19 protein-coding genes, 1 tRNA gene and 1 riboswitch are annotated in these 20,584 nt (G+C 66.0%); of the genes, 7 read left to right on the top strand and 13 right to left on the bottom strand.

What is annotated here, in order from left to right; translation table 11 throughout:
- Positions 1-9: 9 nt before the first annotated feature.
- The 8 genes from ACFQPG_RS09795 to ACFQPG_RS09760 all read right to left on the bottom strand — a co-directional run bounded on the left by ACFQPG_RS09795 (position 10) and on the right by ACFQPG_RS09760 (position 7,643).
- Entirely contained in the window at positions 10-594 is a 585-nt protein-coding gene (locus ACFQPG_RS09795; RefSeq protein WP_380812496.1) for a TIGR02281 family clan AA aspartic protease, read from the bottom strand.
- Positions 591-1,358, bottom strand: a complete 768-nt coding sequence (locus ACFQPG_RS09790; protein WP_380812494.1) for an MBL fold metallo-hydrolase — start codon at positions 1,356-1,358, stop codon at positions 591-593. Before ACFQPG_RS09790 ends, ACFQPG_RS09795 begins: the two co-directional genes overlap by 4 nt.
- Positions 1,355-2,155, bottom strand: a complete 801-nt coding sequence (locus ACFQPG_RS09785) for a TatD family hydrolase (RefSeq protein WP_380812492.1) — start codon at positions 2,153-2,155, stop codon at positions 1,355-1,357. The genes ACFQPG_RS09790 and ACFQPG_RS09785 overlap by 4 nt, the downstream gene beginning before the upstream one ends.
- Positions 2,152-3,666: a methionine--tRNA ligase gene (metG, locus tag ACFQPG_RS09780; RefSeq protein ID WP_380812490.1), complete on the bottom strand. Its 1,515-nt coding sequence runs from the start codon at positions 3,664-3,666 to the stop codon at positions 2,152-2,154. The genes ACFQPG_RS09785 and metG overlap by 4 nt, the downstream gene beginning before the upstream one ends.
- Before the next feature lie 12 nt (positions 3,667-3,678).
- Complete coding sequence (locus ACFQPG_RS09775; protein ID WP_380812488.1) at positions 3,679-4,659, bottom strand: DNA polymerase III subunit delta'; 981 nt, start codon at positions 4,657-4,659, stop codon at positions 3,679-3,681.
- The gene (gene tmk, locus ACFQPG_RS09770) at positions 4,656-5,279 is read right to left on the bottom strand and encodes a dTMP kinase (protein ID WP_380812486.1); all 624 of its coding nucleotides are present in this window, start codon (positions 5,277-5,279) and stop codon (positions 4,656-4,658) included. The genes ACFQPG_RS09775 and tmk overlap by 4 nt, the downstream gene beginning before the upstream one ends.
- Entirely contained in the window at positions 5,276-6,454 is a 1,179-nt protein-coding gene (locus ACFQPG_RS09765; RefSeq protein WP_380812484.1) for a D-alanyl-D-alanine carboxypeptidase family protein, read from the bottom strand. The genes tmk and ACFQPG_RS09765 overlap by 4 nt, the downstream gene beginning before the upstream one ends.
- A 76-nt stretch (positions 6,455-6,530) precedes the next feature.
- The gene (locus tag ACFQPG_RS09760; protein WP_380812482.1) at positions 6,531-7,643 is read right to left on the bottom strand and encodes a lytic transglycosylase domain-containing protein; all 1,113 of its coding nucleotides are present in this window, start codon (positions 7,641-7,643) and stop codon (positions 6,531-6,533) included.
- Positions 7,644-7,794: 151 nt separating this feature from the next.
- On the opposite strand from ACFQPG_RS09760, the gene ACFQPG_RS09755 reads away from it, so the two are divergent.
- From ACFQPG_RS09755 to ACFQPG_RS09745, 3 genes are all read left to right on the top strand, one after another.
- Positions 7,795-7,884: transfer RNA gene (locus ACFQPG_RS09755), tRNA-Ser, on the top strand.
- A gap of 153 nt (positions 7,885-8,037) precedes the next feature.
- The gene (locus tag ACFQPG_RS09750) at positions 8,038-10,173 is read left to right on the top strand and encodes a TonB-dependent receptor domain-containing protein (protein ID WP_380812480.1); all 2,136 of its coding nucleotides are present in this window, start codon (positions 8,038-8,040) and stop codon (positions 10,171-10,173) included.
- Positions 10,174-10,220: 47 nt separating this feature from the next.
- Positions 10,221-11,411, top strand: a complete 1,191-nt coding sequence (locus ACFQPG_RS09745) for an acyl-CoA dehydrogenase (RefSeq protein WP_380812478.1) — start codon at positions 10,221-10,223, stop codon at positions 11,409-11,411.
- On the opposite strand, the gene ACFQPG_RS09740 is transcribed toward ACFQPG_RS09745, so the two are convergent.
- Positions 11,412-11,954: a GNAT family N-acetyltransferase gene (locus ACFQPG_RS09740; protein WP_380812477.1), complete on the bottom strand. Its 543-nt coding sequence runs from the start codon at positions 11,952-11,954 to the stop codon at positions 11,412-11,414.
- A gap of 44 nt (positions 11,955-11,998) precedes the next feature.
- The gene (gene rpmE, locus ACFQPG_RS09735; RefSeq protein WP_380812476.1) at positions 11,999-12,229 is read right to left on the bottom strand and encodes a 50S ribosomal protein L31; all 231 of its coding nucleotides are present in this window, start codon (positions 12,227-12,229) and stop codon (positions 11,999-12,001) included.
- An 81-nt stretch (positions 12,230-12,310) separates the two neighbouring features.
- Positions 12,311-12,452: riboswitch (cobalamin riboswitch) on the top strand.
- Positions 12,453-12,548: 96 nt separating this feature from the next.
- Here rpmE and ACFQPG_RS09730 point away from each other — a divergent pair.
- Genes ACFQPG_RS09730 through ACFQPG_RS09715 form a run of 4 tightly spaced genes read left to right on the top strand, consistent with a single transcriptional unit; the run spans position 12,549 to position 16,804 of the window.
- On the top strand, positions 12,549-14,393 hold the full coding sequence (locus ACFQPG_RS09730; RefSeq protein WP_380812474.1) for a TonB-dependent receptor domain-containing protein: 1,845 nt from the start codon (positions 12,549-12,551) through the stop codon (positions 14,391-14,393).
- Positions 14,362-15,117, top strand: coding sequence for a hypothetical protein (locus ACFQPG_RS09725; protein ID WP_380812473.1), 756 nt, complete (start codon positions 14,362-14,364; stop codon positions 15,115-15,117). Before ACFQPG_RS09730 ends, ACFQPG_RS09725 begins: the two co-directional genes overlap by 32 nt.
- Positions 15,114-16,076, top strand: coding sequence for a FecCD family ABC transporter permease (locus ACFQPG_RS09720; protein ID WP_380812471.1), 963 nt, complete (start codon positions 15,114-15,116; stop codon positions 16,074-16,076). The genes ACFQPG_RS09725 and ACFQPG_RS09720 overlap by 4 nt, the downstream gene beginning before the upstream one ends.
- Positions 16,073-16,804, top strand: a complete 732-nt coding sequence (locus tag ACFQPG_RS09715; protein ID WP_380812469.1) for an ABC transporter ATP-binding protein — start codon at positions 16,073-16,075, stop codon at positions 16,802-16,804. The genes ACFQPG_RS09720 and ACFQPG_RS09715 overlap by 4 nt, the downstream gene beginning before the upstream one ends.
- Here ACFQPG_RS09715 and fabZ read toward each other — a convergent pair.
- From fabZ to bamA, 3 genes are read right to left on the bottom strand one after another with little or no spacing between them, the layout of a single operon-like run.
- Positions 16,770-17,255, bottom strand: a complete 486-nt coding sequence (fabZ, locus tag ACFQPG_RS09710) for a 3-hydroxyacyl-ACP dehydratase FabZ (protein WP_380812467.1) — start codon at positions 17,253-17,255, stop codon at positions 16,770-16,772. The genes ACFQPG_RS09715 and fabZ overlap by 35 nt on opposite strands.
- Positions 17,255-17,845, bottom strand: a complete 591-nt coding sequence (locus ACFQPG_RS09705) for an OmpH family outer membrane protein (RefSeq protein WP_380812465.1) — start codon at positions 17,843-17,845, stop codon at positions 17,255-17,257. The genes fabZ and ACFQPG_RS09705 overlap by 1 nt, the downstream gene beginning before the upstream one ends.
- Positions 17,845-20,580, bottom strand: coding sequence for an outer membrane protein assembly factor BamA (bamA, locus tag ACFQPG_RS09700; RefSeq protein ID WP_380812463.1), 2,736 nt, complete (start codon positions 20,578-20,580; stop codon positions 17,845-17,847). The genes ACFQPG_RS09705 and bamA overlap by 1 nt, the downstream gene beginning before the upstream one ends.
- Between the last annotated feature and the right edge of the window lie 4 nt (positions 20,581-20,584).

Below are 20,584 nucleotides of genomic sequence, written 5' to 3'. Positions count from 1 at the left end.
TTGAGCATCTCAGGACCGGAGCACCAGGCGCCTGCCCTCGACGCCCCACGCGCTGAGCGTCGAAAGAAAGTTCATCCCCAAGACGTTGCTGCCATCGTTGGGGTTGATGTTCACGGCGAGGTCCTCCCGCCTGATGGACCCGAGTGTGAACACCTCCGCAGACGATCGGGGCATCACCGCAGTGCCGTTCGCGGTTTGCACCACGTCGGCCCTCATGCCCGTCTCCAGCCCGGCGCGCCGAGCAGTTTCGCGCGACACTGTGGTGATCGTGGCGCCACTATCCACCATGAAGCGCGCGGGATGGCCATTCAGCTTGGCCTCTACCCAGAAATGGCCGTCTTCGCTGACCGGGATCGTCATTGATTCGCCAGTGACGATTGGCGCGCCAGTCGCTTCCGAACGCAGCTTCTGGCCAAGCGTTGCGAACTCGTCACGAAAGGCAAACAGGGCAAAGGCTACGGCGAACACCGCTATCCAAGCGAGCACCATTTTGGCAGCCTTGCCCACAGGCAGCCGAGTGGCCACCAGCGAGCTCGCAACAAGCACCAGCATCAGGAGAAGATACAAGGCTTGCGGAGCGTCCTCGCCCGTCACTTGCACTCGATCTCCTGCCCGTCAAATGCCGGCGTCGCCCAGCTGGGCAGCGCTTTGACTAGATTGGTATAGTCCATGCTGTTGTCGAGGTGGCTGAGAAGCAATTGCCCGACTTGGAGGTCGCGAGCCCAGCCGAGCACAGCATCCAGGTGAGCATGGGTCGGATGCGGACGGCGGCGAAGGCAGTCGGCTACCCACAGGTCGGACCTCTGATAGAGGTTGGCCATGGCTTCGGTCAGCTCATGAAAGTCAATGGCATAGGCAATACTCTTGCCGTGCTCTTCGAACCGGAGGCCTAGCGAGGTGATCCCCCCATGGGGCTGATCGACGAAGCGGACTCTGCTGTTGCTGAGCGTCCAATCCTGATCGATCGGATGGGCCGACAGGACCGCTGGGTAGAGCGCGTTGCCGGCGAAGGTGTATCCGAACCGTTCCCGCAAGCGGTCCAGCACGCCTGGCCGCGCATGCAACGGCACCTGATTGTGGCGGTTGTGCGCGACCTGCCGGAGATCGTCGATCCCATGGCAATGGTCGGCATGGTCATGGGTGACGATTACGCGGTCGATCCGGCTTACGTCAGCGGCAAGCAGCTGCTCGCGCACGTCCGGGCCGCAGTCGATCAGGATGCGTTCGCCGCCGACTTCGACCAGCGCAGCCGACCGAGTGCGGCGGTTCTTTGGCTCCCCCGGATCGCAGGTGCCCCAGTCATTCCCGATCCGCGGCACTCCGGACGACGTGCCGCAGCCCAGGATGCGCAATCTCATGCAGCGGCGCCCGGGCTCGCCGCTGCAGCCTTGCTGAACAGGCGAAAGAAGTTGGCGGTGGTCTGGTCGGCGAGATCTTCTGGGTCCTCGCCTCGCAGCTCGGCGACGAAGCGAGCAGTATCCGCTACAAAGGCAGGCTCGCAGGTCTTGCCGCGATTGGGCACCGGCGCGAGGAAGGGCGCATCCGTTTCGAGAAGCAGTCGATCCGCAGAAACGATCTTTGCGACCTCCTGCAAGTCACTCGCATTCTTGAAGGTCACGATCCCAGACAGCGATACATACAAGCCGAGCTCGAGGCCTCGCTCGGCAAGCCAGCGGCTGCCCGTAAAGCAGTGCAGGACGGCAGCAAGGGCCCCTTCCTGTGCCGCTTCGCTCAGGATCTCGACGGTATCCTCTTCCGCGTCGCGGGTGTGGATGACGAGCGGAAGACCGGTAAGCCGCGACGCCCCGATATGGGCGCGAAAACGGTCCCGTTGTGCCGCCCGGTCCGACTTGTCGTAATAGTAATCGAGCCCGCACTCGCCGATGGCGACCACACGCGGATGAGCAGCGGCCTCGGCCAGCGCCGCGGCGCCAAGATCAGGGTGCGTGTCAGCCTCATGCGGATGCACCCCGATGCTGGCCCAGACGTCCAGATGTCGCTCGGCCGCCCCGACAACCTGCTGCCATTCCGATTGCCGGGTCGAAATATTCAGGAAGCCGGCCACCCCCCTCGCCCGCGCTCGATCGAGAACGCCGTCCTGATCTTCGACCAATCCGGGGTAGTTGAGATGGCAATGACTGTCGATCAGCGTCATGCCGCCTCGCCCGAAGCTTCAGCCTGCAACTCGAGCCGAGGAAAAATCGGCTGCGGCGCGACGATCTTGCCGCTTGCCTGACCCTCCGCGATGTAGGCCAGTAAGCGCTGAGCGGACCCCGGAACCACCGGCTCCACGGCCCTGGCGAGCATCGACACCGCCGCGGCCAGCGTGCCGAGGACTTCGGCCATACGCTGCGGGTCGCTCTTGCGCAGCGCCCAGGGCGCCATGGCGTCGACATAGGCGTTGCAGGCGAACACCGCGCTCATCCAGGCCTCCAGCCCGGCCGAGAAGGCGAACCTTTCGAACTCCGCCGGCAAGCTTTCGGAGCAAGCGCGACGGACTTCGTCAAGCAGAGCATCGTCGTCGCTCCTCTTGCCGGGAGCAGGAACAACTCCGTCGAGATTCTTGAAGATCATCGAGAATGTGCGCTGGGCGAGGTTGCCGAAGCTGTTCGCCAGCTCGGCATTGGCGCGGGCAACGATCGCCTCGTCCGAATAGCTTCCGTCCTGACCGAAGCTGATCTCCCGCAGCAGGAAGTAGCGCACGGGATCCACCCCGAACTGGGCGACCATCTCGAGTGGATCGACCACGTTGCCAGTGCTCTTGGACATCTTCTCGCCGCGCAGCAGCACATGGCCGTGGCCGTAGATCTGCTTGGGCAGGGCGATCCCGGCGGACATGAGGAAGGCGGGCCAATAGACTGCGTGAAAGCGGACCACATCCTTGCCGATCAGGTGGACGTCCGCCGGCCAGTAACGCTCCCACTCCTCGCTGCTGTCAGGGTAGCCAACGCCCGTGATGTAATTGGTGAGGGCGTCGAGCCAGACATACATGACGTGCCCCGGACTGCCCGGAACCGGAATGCCCCAGTCGAAGCTGGTTCGCGAGATGCTGAGGTCCTGCAGCCCGCCCTCTACGAAGCGGAGCACCTCGTTCCGGCGGCTGTCCGGACGAATGAAGTCCGGGTTGGCCCGGTAATGGTCGAGCAATTTCTGCTGATAGGCCGACAGACGGAAGAACCAGCTTTCCTCCACCGTCCATTCAACCGGGGTACCTTGCGGCGACAGCTTCTCCCCGGCCTCGCCGCCGACCAGCTCGCTTTCGTCATAAAAGGCTTCGTCGCGGACCGAGTACCAGCCTTCGTAGCGGCCGAGGTACAGATCCCCGCGCTCCGCCATGGCCGTCCAGATCGCCTGGCTCGCCCGGTGATGCTCGGGCTCCGACGTGCGGATGAACCGATCGTATGAGATATTCAGGGCGGCATCCATGTCGCGGAAAATGGCCGACATCTTCTCCGCGTAGAGCTTGGGCTCGACCCCCTCCGCGCGGGCTGCCTGGGCCATCTTGAGACCATGCTCGTCGGTTCCGGTCTGGAACCGGACGTCACGCCCCTGCGCACGGTGGAACCGGGCGATCGCGTCGGCCGCAATGGCTTCATAGGCATGGCCGATATGCGGCCGACCGTTGGGATAATTGATGGCGGTTGTGATGTAATAAGGCTTGGACATGTGCCCGTCGCCCTACCCGCCTGTCCGGCTCCCCGCAACGGAGGCGAGGATGGTGCCGATCTGGAAGCAGGTCGCCGCCGGATCGAGCGACAGCCGCGGAGCAATGGCCGCGCTCTCCCGCGCCCTCGCGTAAGCGTCCAGTGCCCGCTGGCGGGCTGCACCTTCGGACTGGCGCGCCTCCTTCGCCAGCATAGTCGGCGCCATTTCTAGGAAGGCGGCATAGCGTGGAGCGGCTGCTTTTCCTGCCAGCGCGGAGGCCAATTTCGAACGGCGGGCATTGTCCGGATCACCGGTCCGCATGATCGCCAGGGCTTCCGTCTCCAGCACGGCCAGGTCGAGCTCGGCGACCGCCAGCGCTCGGCCGACGCTTCCACCGGCTGAAGGAATGAGATTCTCCCGCTCTGCCTCTGCCAACTCCGGCAGCCGCTCGCGCAAAGCAGCCGTCATGGCGTCATGGTCGAGAGGTCGCAGGTCGAGGCGCCGGCAACGCGAACGAATTGTCGGCAGCAATCGCCCCGGAGCATGGCTGACGAGGAAGAAAATGCTGTTCGCCGGAGGTTCCTCCAGCATCTTCAGCAAGGCATTGGCGGCCTCGCGCTCCATATCGTCGATGCTGTCGATGACCACGGCGCGCCACGCGGACATGGATGGCGCCACCGCGAACAGGCTGCCAAGCTTGCGGACCTGCTTCACCGTGATGTTGCGACGCAGGGCATCGCCCTTGTCGTTCAACTCCCGCTCCAGCTTGCGAAAATCGGGGTGACTCCCCGCCTCGATCAGCCTTGCGATTGGGTGGTCCGGAGGCGTGTCGATGCCCGGCGGACCGACCTTCGGCCCGGCCGCATCGGCCAGCAGGCGCAGCGACGCCATGTTCGCGAACAGGGCCTTGCCGACACCCCGCGGTCCGGCGAGCAGCCATGCATGGTGGAGCGCGCCGGAGTCTCTCGCAGCGGTGAAGCGGGCAACGGCATCGTCCTGACCGAACAGGGTCACAGCAGATCCTCGATCGCTCGGAGCAGCCGCTCCGTGACCTGCTCCTCCGTGCCCGACGCGTCGGTCAGTCGAACTCGATCAGGCTCCTGCTCGGCAATCGTCCGAAATGCCTCTTCAACCGAGCGGTGATACTCCGCTGGCCGCCCGCCTATCCGATCGCTGGAGCCGTCGTCGCGTGCCAGGGCGCGCGCTGCTCCCGTCGGGTGGAGCAGAACCAGCGTGCGGTCGGGGAAGACATCCTCGATCCCGAATGCATTGATGCCACGCACCTGCGCAATCCCGAGCCCGCCTGCGCCGCCCTGGTATGCGAGCGAACTGTCGACGAAGCGGTCGGACAGGACCCAGCGACCCGCCTCCATTGCAGGCAGGATCAGCTTGTCGACGTGATCGGCCCGCGCGGCAGCGAACAGCAGGGCCTCAGCACGCGAACCCCAGCGATCCTGCTCCCCCTGCAGGAGCAGCGAACGGATGGCCTCCCCGCCCTCACTTCCGCCGGGTTCCCGGGTGGTGACGACCTTGAGACCGCGCTCACGAAGGGCCGCGGCAAGCGCGTGGACCTGGGTCGACTTCCCGACGCCCTCCCCGCCTTCCAGGCTGATGAACCGCCCGCGGCGGGTCACGCCATCCCGACGAGCTGCTTGAGCCCCAGCCACATGCGGCCGAAGAAGCCCGCCTCCTCGACGGCCTCGGCGGCGACCAGCGGCATGCGCTGCACCGTTCCGTCCGGCGTAGTGACGACCAGCTCGGCGACCTGCTGGCCCTTTTCGATCGGAGCCTTGATCGGTCCAGTGTAGGCAATCTTCATCCGGGGCTCTCCGCTGACGAGCCCGGCTGGATAGGTCACGGCGATCGCCTTGGGCGCGACCAGCTGAACCTCATTTTCGCTACCCAGCTGCACCTCGGCCGAGCCGACCGCCGCTCCGGCCTGGAACAGCGGCCTCGATTGCCACGCATTGAAGCCCCAGTTCATCAGCTTGACCGATTCATCGATCCGCTGATTGAAGCTGCCCAGCCCGGCCAGCACCAGGATCAGCCGGCGGCCATTCTGCTCAGCCGATCCGGTAAAGCCATAACCAGCTTCCTCGGTGTGCCCGGTCTTGAGGCCGTCCGCCCCAGCGACCTTGCCCAGGATCGGATTACGATTGCCCTGAGTGATCGCCTGGCCCGAGCCCAGCGTCTTGCCCCAGGTGAAGCTCGGCTGTCCGTAGAACTGCTTATAAAGCTTGGGGTGGCGCTCGATCGAGGCGCGGGCGATCTTCGCCAAGTCGCGCGCAGTGACATAGGTGACGCCCTCGTCGGGCCAGCCGTTGCTGTTGCCGAAGTTGCTGCCAGCCAGACCCAGTTTCTTGCCCAGCGCGTTCATCTGTGCGGCAAAGGCCGGCTCGGTGCCGGCGATGCACTCGGCCAGCACCACGGAAGCGTCGTTCCCCGACAGGGTGACAATGCCGTGCAGCAAATTCTCGACGCTGACTTGCTCGTTGGGGCTCAGGAACATGGTCGATCCCGCCGCCGGACCATGCCAGCGCTGCCACGTCTCCGGCCGCACCGTGCACATCTTGCCCAGCGGCAGCTTGCCCTGATCGATCAGCTCAAAAGCGACCTCCGTCGTCATCATCTTGGCCATGGATGCGGGCGGCATGCGTGTGTCCGCGCCCTTGTTGAGCAGCTCCGCGCCGGATGACAGGTCGATCAGATAAGCGACCTTTGCGGGGGTTTCGAACGGCGGGGCCGCGGCAGGTGCGGCGACGGCAAGGGTGGACAGGGCGGCAGCGGCAAGCAGGCGTGAAACGGTCATTGGTCGGTCGCAGGCTCCGGTAGGAAGGCGCTCCCTCCGTAGCGCCGTCACGCGGCTCGCGCGAGAAGCTTTTCGGTCACGACCGTCGGCTGATCCCGTCGGCCAGCAACCCGACCGACAGGGCGTAGTAATTCGAGCAATTATAATCGAGGATCGTGCGGTAATTGTTGGTCAGCAGATAGCCGGTCGCCCCCTGCCCGTCGGGCTCTAGCAGGCTCGCCATCTCATTGTCGGGCAAGCCCCGCCCGGTGGGCACCACACCAAGCGCCCGCCACTCCCGCACAGTCAACCACCGGCTGTGCCGCTTGAACACCGCGGCGCAGCGGGGCGCGTTGAAGGCGTTGCGCAAGGCGGCGCGGTTCAGGGTAGCTGGCACGCGCACGGGCACGCCCCAATGCACATTTGGCTTCCACCCCGCATCGCGCAGATAGGCCGCAATGGAGGCGAGCGCATCGGCCTCGTTGCTCCAGATGTTGGCATACCCGTCACCGTCCCCATCCGTGCGTAGGCGAAGCACAACCGATGGCATGAATTGAGGATAGCCGGTCGCGCCCGCCCAGCTCCCCTTCAGCCGGGAGCGGGCAATGCCCTGGTCCAGCAAGCGCATCGCCGCTACGAATTCGTCCTCGAAGAATGCACGACGACGGCCCTCGTACGCCAGGCTGGCAAGCGCGATCAGGAGGTCGAAGCTGCCAGTCACCCGGCCGTAGCTGGTTTCATGACCGTAGATCGCCATCAGCACCGACGGTTCTACGCCGTAGCGCGCCTGGATCGCGGCCAGCCGCTGCCAGTTCGCATAATAGCGCGCAGATCCGCGGTTGATGAGGTCGGCGGTGACGTGCTGCCGACGGTAAGGCTCGAATGGGGGCGCGACATTGGGAGTCATGATCGCGCCGGGCTGGCCCCGATCGAGCTGCATCACCCGCCGGTTAAGTTCCAGGGCCGGCATGACGCTGGCGATCGTCGCCTCGCGCACTCCCGCGGCTCGCGCGAGCGCTGCCAGCCGCTGCTTGTAGCCGGCAAAGCCGGAGAGCGCCCCGGGGACCGATGGGTGCATCGAGATGACCTGCACCGGATCGGAGCGCACCGGCTGATACGGGCGGGGCGCAGGCGGGCGCGCGGCCGGCTGCGGCGCGGTGGGAAGCGGGGCAAGCGGGTCCTGCTGTGCGCTGGCAGGAGTCAGCGCCATCGCGCCCACGCACGTCAATCCAAGTGTCCACCGCGCACGCACGTTGCTGATCCCCTCCCGGTCCATCGCGCCCCAACGCACGAGGCATCGCAGCCGTTCACTCACCTTGCACGATGCTGCCCACCTCGATAGGCGGACTTTCCTGAACGCCGGATGGGTGGCCGAGTGGTTTAAGGCAGCGGTCTTGAAAACCGCCGTGGGTGCAAGCTCACCGTGGGTTCGAATCCCACCCCATCCGCCACGACTCGGATCCGTCAGGTTTGGGGCCCTGCCGCTGTTCGCCGGGCTTCAAACGGCCCTCCGCAGTGCCGTTCGTCGGTTGGTCGAAAGCCCGTTTGCTGACTCCACAAATGTAGCGTAGCTCTCTGTGTTAGAGTAGTAATACGGGGACGGCATGACTCGGATCATCTTGCGGAGTTCGGCGGCACTGCTCGCCCTAGCGTCGGCAGCTGTCGCCGCCGCCCAGCAGGCGGAGGGCGACAGGGCGCCCGTCGCGGAAGGCCCGAACGCTCGCACGACGAGCTACGACGCAGGCTTCTTCGCCCAGTTCGCCCCCCGCAGCGCGCTGGACATCGTTCGCCGCGTGCCGGGCTTCACGCTGGACCTTGGGAACAGCGACGTCCGCGGGTTCGCCGGGGCCGCCGGGAACGTCGTCTTCAATGGCGCTCGGCCAAGCTCGAAGTCCGACTCGCTGGAGAGCATTCTTGCGCGCATTCCGGCCAGTCGCGTTGCGAAGGTGGAGGTCGGAGCCGGCGCACTCTACGGGGCCGAATATGCCGGCAAAACCCAGGTGCTCAACCTTATCCTCTCGGCCGAGGGCGGCTTCGACGCGACCGTCACGGCGGCTGGGCGACGCCTTTATACCGGCTATCTCAACCGCGACATATCCGGTTCGGCACTGATCAAGCGGGGTGCCTCCAGCATCAACCTGTCGGCTGGGACCGGGCGCAACCGTCAGGTCGAAGAAGGCACGGATGTCCTGACCAGGCTTTCCGACGGTGCCGAATTCGAGGCCCGCCGCAAGGTCAACAGCTACTTTAACCGCGACCCCTACCTGTCCGGCAGCTACGCGCTCGAGCGCGCGCAGGACAAGGCGATCCGGGCCAATATCCGCTGGGGTCCGTCACGCTTCGACCTGACGCAGCGCAACCGCGTCTCTGAGCTTGGCGAAGCACGGCACGACGACAGCCTGATCCAGAAATACCGCACCCCCGTGTTCGAAGTGGGCGGCGATATCACGCGCCCGCTGGCGGGAGGCGCAATCAAGCTGGTCGGGCTGGCGACCCGCCGCAAGCGTAACAACTTCGATGCCTATATCGCGCGCGACCGCCTGCTCTCCGAAGGCGGCAGAGAGGTTGGCGGGTTCGAGCAGAGTCAGGAATCGAAGCTCAACGAAACGATCGCCAAGCTTGGCTGGACCCGCTCCAACGTGTTCGGACTGACCTTCGAGGCAGGGGTGGAGGGAGCGCTCAACACGCTGGACAACGACCTCAGCCTGTTCGTGATCAACCAGAACGGAGATCGGGTCCGCAGGGACCTTCCGATCGACCAGGCGAAGGTCAAGGAGCGCCGTGGCGAATTGTACGTAAACGCCGGGCGGAACCTGACCCCTGCCCTCCGCGTCGACGGCGGCTTGCGATATGAGTTCTCGACCTTGAACGTCAGCGGCGATGCGACCGCGGAGCGTTCTCTCCGCTTCTTCAAGCCGAACCTCGCAATAGATTGGAAGCCGGGCGGGGGCTGGCACACCCGGTTCTCAATCCGCCGGACCGTCGCCCAGCTGAACTTTTACGATTTCATCAGCTTTGCCGAACTCTCCAACGACCGGGTCAGCGGCGGCAACGCAAACCTGCTGCCGCAAAGGACCTGGGAGGTCAGGGGCACGCTCGATCGCCCGATCTTCGGCGATGGCTTGATCAAGCTGGACGCGGGGATCGACCGGGTGAGCCTGCTCCAGGACCAGATCCTCACGGACGACGGGTTCAGCGCACCGGGCAACCTGGGCACGGGCAAGCGCCGCTTTGTCTCGCTGCAGATTGATGCTCCGCTGCAGCGCTTTGGCCTGACCGGCACCCGATTGAAGCTGAACGGCCAGCTTCAGCACACCCGGGTCAACGATCCGATCTCCGGCACGAACCGCAATTTCAGCGACTTCTTTCCTGATTGGGAATGGGGTGTCGAACTGCGGCGCGATGCCGGCGCTTTCTCCTACGGGCTCACGGTCAATCACCGCGACCGGTTCAGCTTCTTCCGAGCCGACGAGATCGACACCAACTACAATGGCGGACCGTACGGCACAGCATTCGTCGAGTGGCGCCCCGCTGCCCGTACCTCACTCACCCTCGACGTCGACAATGTGCTGAATACCACCGGCGAGCGCGAACGCCTGTTCTTCGATCCAAACCGATCGTCACCCGAACCCATCGAGCGCGAAAAGCGGGTCCGCAACCGGCACGTCAGTTTCGGCCTCACCCTGAAGCAGACGTTCGGCCGCTCCAGTCCGTCAGCGGGGGTGGCGCTACCGAACTGAGGCGGCTAGACGGCGCGCGTCTCTCACCCACTCCTGGAGCCTTCGCCGTGGCCGAGCCTGCCATCCTGCCGTTCGACTGGAATGACCCGTTCGGCCTTGATGAACAGCTCAGCGACGACGAGCGGATGGTCCGCGATACTGCGGAAGGATATGCGCAGGAAAAGCTGCAGCCCCGGGTTACCGATGCCTTCATGGCCGAAGATTTCGACCGTGAGATCCTGCGCGAAATGGGCCAGCTCGGACTGGTCGGCGCAACCGTGCCGACCGAATATGGCGGCGCGGGTTTAGGTTACGTCAGCTACGGCCTGATCGCCCGCGCGGTCGAGCGGGTGGATAGCGGCTATCGCTCCGCAATGTCGGTGCAAAGCTCGCTCGTCATGTATCCGATCCTAGCCTACGGCTCTGAGGAACAGCGCGGCAAATTCCTGCCGGGGCTGGCGAAGGGCGACCTGGTTGGCTGCTTCGGGCTGACCGAGCCTGACGCCGGATCCGACCCCGGCGGAATGCGGACCCGCGCGGAGAAGACCGCCCACGGCTACCGCATCACCGGTTCCAAGATGTGGATCACCAACTCGCCCATCGCCGACGTGTTTGTCGTATGGGCCAAGTCGGATGCCCATGGCGGCAAGATCCGCGGCTTCGTTCTCGAAAAGGGGATGCCGGGGCTGACTGCGCCGGCGATCAAGCAGAAGCTCTCGCTGCGCGCCTCGATCACCGGCGAAATCGTCATGGACAATGTCGAGGTCGGTGAAGACGCGCTGCTCCCGAACGTCGAAGGCCTCAAGGGGCCGTTCGGATGCCTCAATCGCGCCCGCTACGGCATTGGCTGGGGAGCGATGGGCGCGGCCGAGGCGTGCTATGCGGCGGCGCGGCAGTACACGCTGGACCGCAAGCAGTTTGGACGTCCCCTCGCCTCCAACCAGCTGGTCCAGCTCAAGCTGGCCAACATGATCACCGAGATCACGCTTGGCCTCCAGGCCGTTCTGCGGGTTGGGCGGCGCCTTGAGGCGGGGGAACTGATCCCGGAGACGATCAGCCTTATCAAGCGCAACAATGTCGGCAAGGCACTCGACATCGCTCGAGTCGCTCGCGATATGCATGGGGGCAACGGCATCAGCGCCGAATTCCAGGTCATCCGCCACGCGCTCAACCTGGAAACGGTGAACACCTACGAAGGCACGCACGACGTTCATGCGCTGATCCTCGGGCGGGCGATTACCGGCCTGTCGGCCTTCTGATTAGCCCCAAGCCGGACGCTGGAGAACCAGCGTCGGCTCATCGTGATAGACGCTCTCGCCAACCTGCTCAAAGCCGAGCCGTTCGGCCAGCCGTAGCGACGGCTCGTTCGCCGGAGCTATGATCGCCCAGATCGGCGTCGGTCGAAGCGTCCGTTCGGCCCACCCCAGCACCGCCCGGCAGGCTTCCCCCGCGATACCTTGGCCATGCACCTCCGTGGCGAAGATCCAGCCCATCTCGGGGGTGTCGCCGAAGTCTGGCTGAAGGTCGCGCCAGGCGTTGAACAGGGACAGCGTGCCGACCAGCTTGCCGTCGGAGAGGCGCTCGACTGCCCAGCCGCCGATGCCGATCATCGGCCATTGGCCGGTAGATGCGGCCATGCGACGCCAGCATTCCTCCGCGGACATGCCGACGCCGCCGAAATGGCGCATGACGTCCGGATCGCCGACGATGGCGAGATACGGAGAGAAATCGTCTTTAGTGAACTGACGCAGGCGAAGCCGCTCGGTCTCCAATACCGGAGCCGAGCGGCATTTCCCGGACAAGCTGGACCCCGGATCAAATCCGGGGTGCCGGCCTGTCGGGGCCGTCACTTCTTGCCGAGCGTCAGGCCGCCGAAGCGCTTGTTGAAGCGGGCCACCTGGCCGCCGGTATCGAGCATCCGGCTGTTGCCGCCGGTCCATGCCGGGTGCACCGAGGGATCGATGTCGAGCTGGAGCGTGTCGCCTTCCTTGCCCCAGGTCGAGCGGGTCTGGAAAGTCGTGCCGTCGGTCAGCTGGACGGTGATGGTGTGATAATCGGGGTGAGCGCCGCTCTTCATGTCCGGTTCCTTGATGGTGGCTGGTTTCCGACCAGCCCGAGGGTGCCGCGCCACTAGCGAACGGCGCCACACTTGACAAGTTTCGCCCGAGGGAGTCAGGGCGGCGGCGGGACCGATGGCAAGGAAGCCGGTGAAACGCCGGCGCTGTGCCCGCAACTGTAAGCCGCCTGGCGCCTCATGCCGGTGGACGAGTCAGATACTTGCCCCGGTTCGTCGTCCGTCTCCCTGGCCGGGACCAGCCGTGGGGCGTGGGCAAGCGTGGCACACTAACGTGCAGCGGCTCCTCCGTGACGACATGTCTTGTCGCCAGGAGTCCCTCATGATCGATCTTCCTCCCGCCGCGCCCGAACAGGCGATCGTTGTCACCGCCGCCCGCTCGCCGGTCGCGGAGCCAAGCACCGCCGCCAGTGTCACCCTGGTCGATGAGCTGAGAACCAAGCGGATCGGCGAGCCGCTGATTGCCTCCGTCCTGCGCCTCACGCCATCGGCGTCACTGTCAATCTCCGGCCCAGCAGGATCGCAGACCCAGTTGCGCCTGCGCGGCTCAGAGGCGAACCACACCCTGCTGTTCGTCGACGGGATCCGCGCCAACGATCCCGCGGCCGGCAACGAACCGCGCTTCGAGCTTCTGAACGGCGATCTGGGGTCGCGCATCGAGGTCGTGCGCGGTCCGCAATCGGCGCTGTGGGGATCGGAAGCCATCGGCGGCGTAGTCGCCGTGGGCGGAACCGCGGAACCCGGAACAGCCGCAAGCGCGGAGGCGGGCTCACACGGCTTTGCCCGCCTGTCCGGCTCCGCATCGACGCGATCGGAGCGGATCGAGGCAGCGGTTGGCGGAGGCTTCCAAGGTTCGGCAGGGATCAACAGCTTCGCGGGCGGACAGGGCGACCGTGACGGCTACCGCAACGCGACAGGGCGGGCCCGACTGGTGTTCCGCCCCTCGCCCTCCGCCGAGATCGGCGCCGCCGGCTTTGCCATTGCCGCCCGCTCCGAGTTCGACGGATTCGACCCCCTCACCTTCCAACGCGCGGACACACTGGATGAAAGCCGCAACCGACTCGGTGCCGGGCGCGTGTGGGCGAGCGTCGAGGCGAGCGGCTGGACCGTGAGCGGCTCGGCGTCGCTGCTCGGCTCCAGCAATCGCAACCTCCTCGACGACGAACCGGTCAACCGCACCAACGCCCGCCGGCTCACCGCGGGAGCCCAGCTCGAGAAGGAAGCCCAGACGGGAAGCGTCCAGCACCACTGGATTGCTGCCTTCGATGCCGATCGCGAGACGTTCCGAGCTCGCGACGTCGGCTTCGGCGGCTTCACCAATCAGAACCGTCACCGGAGCCATCAGGCGTTCACCGCCGAGTGGCGGGCCGAGGCGGGGCCACTCACCACGGACCTTGCCATCCGCCATGACCTCTTCAGCCGCTTCAGGGGTGCCACCACGGTCCGGGGCTCGGCTCTGTTGGCTATCGGCCGCGGCTTCGCAGCGGCCGTGACGTACGGCCAAGGCATTGCCCAGCCGACCTTCTTCGATCTCTACGGCTTCTTTCCTGGAAGTTTCGAGGGCAACCCGGCGCTTCAACCGGAACGTTCACGCGGTTCCGAAGCGAGCTTGCGATACAAGGGGGGTCGGTTTGACGGTGCGATGACGGCCTATCGCCAGCGGCTATCCGACGAGATAATCGACGTATTCGACCCGGTCACCTTACGATCAATGACGGAGAATGCCGCTGGACGGAGTCTCCGCAAGGGGATTGAAGCGGAAGTGGGGTTCGCCTTGACGACGGCGCTGCGCCTTTCGGCCAATTATGCCCTGCTCGAAGCCAGCGAGCGCACGGACCCGGAGGGCAGGTCCGTGCGAGAGCTCCGACGACCGAGGCATAGCGGCAGCGTTGTGCTCGACGGCCAGAAAGGGCGCTTCACCTACGGCGCCTCGCTTGCCTACACCGGCGAGCGGCAGGATCGCGATTTCGACCTCTTCCCGTCAGCGCTGGTGCGCCTCGACGAGTATTGGCTGGCGGGGGCGCGGCTGGCCTATGAAGTTCGCCCGGGCATGCAACTGTTCGGCCGTCTGGCCAACGCTTTCGACGATCGGGCCCGGGACGTAGTGGGCTATCGCACCGAAGGGAGAAGCGCCCATGGGGGCGTTCGCCTTGCTTTCAGCCGCTGACGCAGCCCTGCGGGTCGCCTCGCTGAACTTGTGCACCGACGAATATCTGCTGCTGCTTGGTCGCCCCGCCGAAATCGTCAGCGTCAGTCACCTCAGCCGCGATCCTCATGAATCGCCGTTGTGGCGGCAGGCGCGCCGCTACCCGGCCAATGCCGGCACATTGGAAAGCGTCGTTGCGCGAAAGCCGACCATCGTCCTCACCATGGGTGGCGGCGGACGCGCGACTGGCGCCATCGCCCGGCGCATGGGAATTCGGATACTCGAACTCCCCTACCCGCTATCGGTCCGAGAAGTGGGCCAGCAAGCAGCAGCTGTCGCCGCCGCTATCGGCGATCAATCGCGCGCGGAGCCGTACCTGCGGCAGATGACTGTGCTTGCCCGGTCTCGCCCGGCGGTACTGCAGGACGCCGCCTTCCTTTCGGGCGGCGGGCTGACACTCTCGCCGACCAGCCTCGGCGCCGACTGGCTGCGGCTCGCGGGACTGCGCCAGCGCGCGAGCAACGACGGCCGCCTGTCCTTGGAAGCGCTGGCCACAAACCCTCCCAGGTGGCTGGTCCGAAGCGATTACCGCGCTGGCCAGGTTCATCAAGGCACATGGTGGCTGCGCCATCCCGTGGTTCGACGCCTCGGGGAGCGGACGGTGGGGACCGACGGCCGTCGCTGGACCTGCGCCGGACTTCCGATGATCGGCGAAGCGCTCAAGATGCGGGCGAAGGTGCGGTGAGGCCGCTCTGGCTGGCCGCCGCCTTGCTGCTTGTGCTCGGCACGGTGGCGCTGCTCGTGCCGTTTGCGCCCTTGCAGGCTCTCGCGCAGCACGACCCCGCCCTCCTCCAATTCATCCTGGTGGAGCTTCGCTTGCCTCGAGTGTTGCTGGCGCTCGGCTATGGCGCGGTGCTCGGGCTCACCGGAGCGGCTCTGCAGGCCTTGTTCGCCAATCCTCTTGCCTCTCCGGACATCACCGGCAGCAGCAGCGGCGCCGCCTTGGGCGCAGTCACCGGGGGGTATTGGTTTGGCATCACTGGTCCGTTACCGCTGGCTGCCGCGGGTGCTGCGGGGGCGGGGCTGGCGCTGGCGTTGCTCCTGCTTCTCGCCGGCCGCCGCTCGGAGACGAGCACTCTGCTGCTGGCCGGACTGGCGATCAGCCTGGCGGCCGGCGCCGCCACCAGCCTTGCGCTGGCCCTCGCCCCCTCTCCCTTCGCTTTCTACGACAGCTTCGACTGGCTGATGGGCAGCCTTGCCGATCGAAGCCTGGAACAGGCCGCCGTTGCGCTGGTGCCGTCGGCCGCTGCCTGCGCGATCCTGCTCCGCCGCGCTGGAGCCCTCGACGAGCTCGGTTTGGGTGAGGACGTCGCGGCCTCGCTCGGTCATTCGCCGGACCGCCTGCGACTTGAAGTCGTCGCGGCCAGCGCCGTTGCGGTGGGGGCCTGCGTGTCGGTGTGCGGCGCGGTCGGCTTCGTTGGCCTGGTCGCTCCGGTGATTGCTCGGCGGTTCACCGGCGGTCACCCCGGACGCGCCCTGCTTCCCGCCGCTCTGCTGGGTGCGCTGCTGCTCGTCTCGGCCGATCTGGTGACCAGGTTGGCGCCGCTGGGACGAACAATCCCGCTGGGCGTGATCACCGCAGTGGCGGGAACCCCGTTGTTCCTTTGGGTGGTCCTCCGCATTCGCTGGCGTTTGGCGGCATGACGTCAGCCCTGCTTGCCTCGGGCATTTTCATTCCCGAACGCCTCTCCCCCACCGACCTGCAGCTGCCATCGGGCAGCATGACCGCGATCATCGGTCCAAACGGCGGCGGCAAGACCAGCCTGCTCCGCGCCCTGGCGAGGATCGAGCGGCCGGGCGGGATCGTCCATGTCGATGGAGACGATCTCGACCACGCACCGCCGCTTCGCCGCCGCCGCCTGGTCGGCTTCCTTCCGGCGGCGAGGGACATGGCGTGGCCGATTGCTGCACGCGATGTGATCGCGCTGGGTCTGTCCCGGCCGGCCCCGCAACGCGTTGAGCAGCTGATCGGGTCGCTTGGGCTTACCGCGCTGGGGGGCAAGCGAACCGATCGCCTGTCGACCGGTGAGCGGGCGCGAGTGCTGCTCGGCCGAGCTCTCGCTGAACGTCCGCAGGTCCTGCTGCTCGACGAGCCGCTGTCGAATCTCGACCCCTATTGGGCGCTGCGCACGCTCGAGCATCTGCAGGAGGCAGCCGAGGGAGGCGCGGCCGTGCTGGTGTCCTTGCACGACCTGACCGTCCTCGAGCATTTCGGCCGGGTACTTCTGGTGGCCGGCGGGGCGATCCAGGCGGACGGCGTGCCGCGGGCCGTTCTCAATGCTTCCGAGTTTCGCGAGGCCTTCGGAGTTGAACGCACCGGCAGCGGCGGTTGGCGGATCAGCCCTGCGGCGGATCCGCGATCATTGCGGTGAAGTTGGCTTCCGCGGCGAGCTTGCCATCGACCAGCGCGCGGCCGGAGAATTTGCAGACGCTTGCCCGCTTTTGGACGAATTCGACCTCGAGCTTGAGCAGGCAGCCCGGTTCCACCGGAGCCCTGAACTTGGCCCCGTCGATGGCCATGAAGTAGACCAGCTTGCCGGACCCTGCGAGCCCCAGGCTCTCGACCGCCAACACGCCCGCGGCCTGAGCAAGCGCTTCGACGATCAGCACGCCCGGCATGATCGGCCGGCCCGGGAAGTGGCCGGCGAAGAAGCCTTCGTTGATGGTTACGGCCTTGATCGCCGTGATCCGCTCATCCTTGGTGAGGCTCTCGACCCGGTCGACGAGGAGCATCGGATAGCGGTGCGGCAGCGCCGCCATGACCCCGCGAATGTCCAGCGAACTGGCGCCGCTCGCGTCGGTGGTGCTGCCGCTTACCGTCATTAGCGGCCCTGCGGGCGCTGCTGCTGGTTCTGTGGCAGCGGCGTGACGCTGACCGAGGGCAGCTGCTGGTTCAGCTGCGCCAGCACCTCATTGGTGATCTCCACTGCGGGAGCTGCATAGATCGTGTTGCCCTTGTCTACGGCAATGTTCGCGCCGCGGGCAGCCGCAACGCTGCCGACGATGGTGCTGAGCCGTCCGCCAATCTGGCGGTTCACGTTCAGCTGGCTCGACTGCAGGTTCTGCTCGGCTCGCGCGAGCTCCTGCTGGGCGTTGCGCTGGGCGGTCTCAAGCGCGGTGATGCGCTGGCGCAGCGCGGCGTCAGGCTGCTTGCCGGCAAGCGCATTCACTGCCGTCTGGATCGGCTGAGCCTGGGCCTGCAGCTGCTGCTGGAGGGTTTGCGCGCGGCTGCGGAGCGACGCCTGCTGCGACTGCAGCTGGGTCGCGGCGGCCCGGCAGGCGGTGCACTCGGACGCGATCCGGTCGGTGTCGACCACGGCGACCACGGCGGCGGGCGTACGCTGAGCAAGCGCAGCGGTCGGAAGAAGGGTGGCAGCGGCCGCGACCGCCGCAAGGCAAAGCTTGGTGTTCATCAGAATTGCGTTCCTACGTTGAAGGAGAAGAGCTTGGTGTCATCGCCTTCCTGCTTGAGCAAGGCGCGGGCGATGTCGATCCGCAGCGGCCCGAAGGGCGATACCCAGTTGACGCCAACACCGACCGACAAGCGCGGTTTGGGCGAGTTGCCGAGGAAGAACTCCTGGAAACCGCTCCCCGGATTGTAGGCATAGCCGGTGCCCAGGGCATCGCACGTCTGTCCGATGGCCAGTTCCCTAGTATCTGCCGGCACATCGCCGGTCGCCGGCCGGGTGCAGCTTCCCGCCCGTGGTTCCAGGTCCGGCTTGCGCAGACTCCAGACGGACCCGATGTCGACAAAGGCCGACGGGCGGATGCCGAGGTTGCGGATACTGGAACTGACCGGCACTTCCAGCTCGAGCCGGCCCATGTAGTAGGCCCGGCCGCCCAGCGAGTCCGAGCGCAGCACATCGTCGCTCAGCTCGGTCGGGCTGCCCGCAGTCAGGCGCCGCACCACCCGCGGGCCGATGCCGCGGATGTCGAACCCACGCAGCTGCGCGCCGAAGAAGCGATCGGTGATCCGGACGGGATCGCGGCCGCCATCGGTGTCCTTGAGCGGGTGGATATAGCCACCCTCCGCATGGGCCGAGAGGATGAAGCCGGAGCCGAGGCCCCACCACTTGGTCCCGTCCCCACGGGTCCGCAGGTAGCGGACGTCGCCGCCCAGGCCTGCGAAATCCTGGCTCAGCACCACCCGTTGACCGCGCGTCGGGCGGATGCCGTTCGAATTGTCGAACGCCACCGAATAGCCGATCGCGGAGGTGATCCGGCTACCCAGTTCGTCGCACAGGTACCGCCCGGCGATCGCTGGGTCGCACTCCGCCGGAAGAGGGCCGTTGCTGCCGACCAGCGGCCCGTCCCCATCCGGATCCGCGATCAGGTCGGGATCGGTAAAGAATGTATCGCGGTCGAGCGTCAGCTTGTCGTGGTTGAGGTTGTAGCGGGTCCCGAACGTCAGGAACTCGTTGATTGGGAAACCCAGCCGCAGACCTCCGCCGGTCGTCACCTGGCTATAGGTCGTGTTGCGTTCGTTGTTGATGAAGTTGAAGCTGTTGTAATCGCGCCGATACACTTCGCCGCCAAGCAGGATCTGGCGGTCGAACAGGTACGGTTCGGTGAAGCCGAGCTGCACCGACTTGGAGTAGCGCGAGTAGTTGACGCCGGCGCTGAGCGTCTGACCCATGCCGCGGAAGTTGTTCTGCTCGACGTTCAACGCGAGAATGAACCGCTCGAGGCTCGAGTAGCCAGCCGACAGCTGGAGCTGGCCGGTGGGCTTTTCCTCCACGTCGACGCCGAGGATCACACGATCGGGCGCCGAACCTTGGGTCTGCTTGATCTCCAGCTTGTCCTGGAAGTAGCCGAGGCTGAGCAGGCGGTCCTGGCTGCGCTTCACTCGCAGCGCATTGAACGCGTCGCCCTCGTTGATCCGGAACTCGCGGCGGACGACCTTGTCCCGGGTGTTGGTGTTGCCCTGGATGTCGATCCGTTCGACGTAAACGCGGGGCGTCTCGTTAACCCGAAAGGCGATGTCCATCGTCCGGGTTTCGGCGTTGCGGGTGTAGTTCGGATCGATGTCGGAGAAGGCGTAGCCGAGCGCGCCGGCCGTTTCGCTGAGGCGGGTGACCGCATCCTCGACCGCCTTGGCGTTGAACCACTCGCCCTTCTTGACACCGACTACCGCCTGGATGGTCTCCGGCTTCAGGTCGCGCAGCTGGCTTTCGGCCGTAATCTCGCCGAACCGGTACCGCGGACCTTCCTCGACCACATAGGTGATGACGAAGTCGCGGCGGTCGGGGGTGAGCTCGGCGAGGGCCGACACAACCCGGAAGTCGGCATAACCTTCGGTGAGGTAGAACGCGCGCAGCTTGGTCTGGTCTGCGGCGAGGCGGTCGGGATCGTAGGTGTCGTTGGACTTGATGAAGCCCAACAGGCCGCCGGCTTCGCGGGTGAACATCTCCTTGCGAAGACGATCATCGGTATATTGCTCGTTGCCGATGATGTTGATCGCGCGAACCTTAGACTTGTCGCCCTCGACGATCTCGAACACGAGGTCGACACGGTTCTGGTCGAGCTGGACGATCTTGGGCTCGACGCTGGCGGCGAAGCGGCCCTGGCGCTTGTACAGTTCGATGATGCGCTCGACGTCGGCCCGCGCCTTGGAGCGAGTGAAGATCTGCCTCGGCGCAAGCTTGATCTCGGGGAGGATCTTGTCGTCCTTGATCCGCTTGTTCCCCTCCAGCACGATGCGGTTGATCACCGGATTCTCGCGGACTTGGATGACGATGTTGCCGGTCTCGCCGCCGAGGATCTGGACGTCGGCGAACAGCTCGGTGTCGTACAGCGCCTTGAGGGCGGTATCGAGCGTCTCGGCGCTATACTCCTGGCCGGGGTTGAGATTGGCGTATGAGCGAACCGTTTCCGGCTCGAGCCGCTCCGCCCCGCGAACCGCGATAGAGCGGATCACACCTTGGGCGACCCCGGTTGCAGGGGTGACCGGCTGCACGGGCGCCGGCTGCGTCGTTGCGGGCTGAGTGGCTGCCGGCGGGGTGGTCGAAGCCGGCGGAGGGGCCGGCTGAGCTGGTGTCGGGGCGAGAGCGTCCGGAGCCTGCGCATCCTGGGCAAAGGCCGGAACGGACCAGCCGCCCAGGATCGTGCCCAGCAGCAGCACCGCGCCTGCCTGCCTTGAAGTCTTCATTCGC

The organism is Sphingomonas sp. GCM10030256, assembly GCF_042666415.1.
In the GTDB taxonomy this organism is placed as follows: domain Bacteria; phylum Pseudomonadota; class Alphaproteobacteria; order Sphingomonadales; family Sphingomonadaceae; genus Sphingomicrobium.
This window is presented reverse-complemented; position numbering and strand designations above follow the sequence as displayed.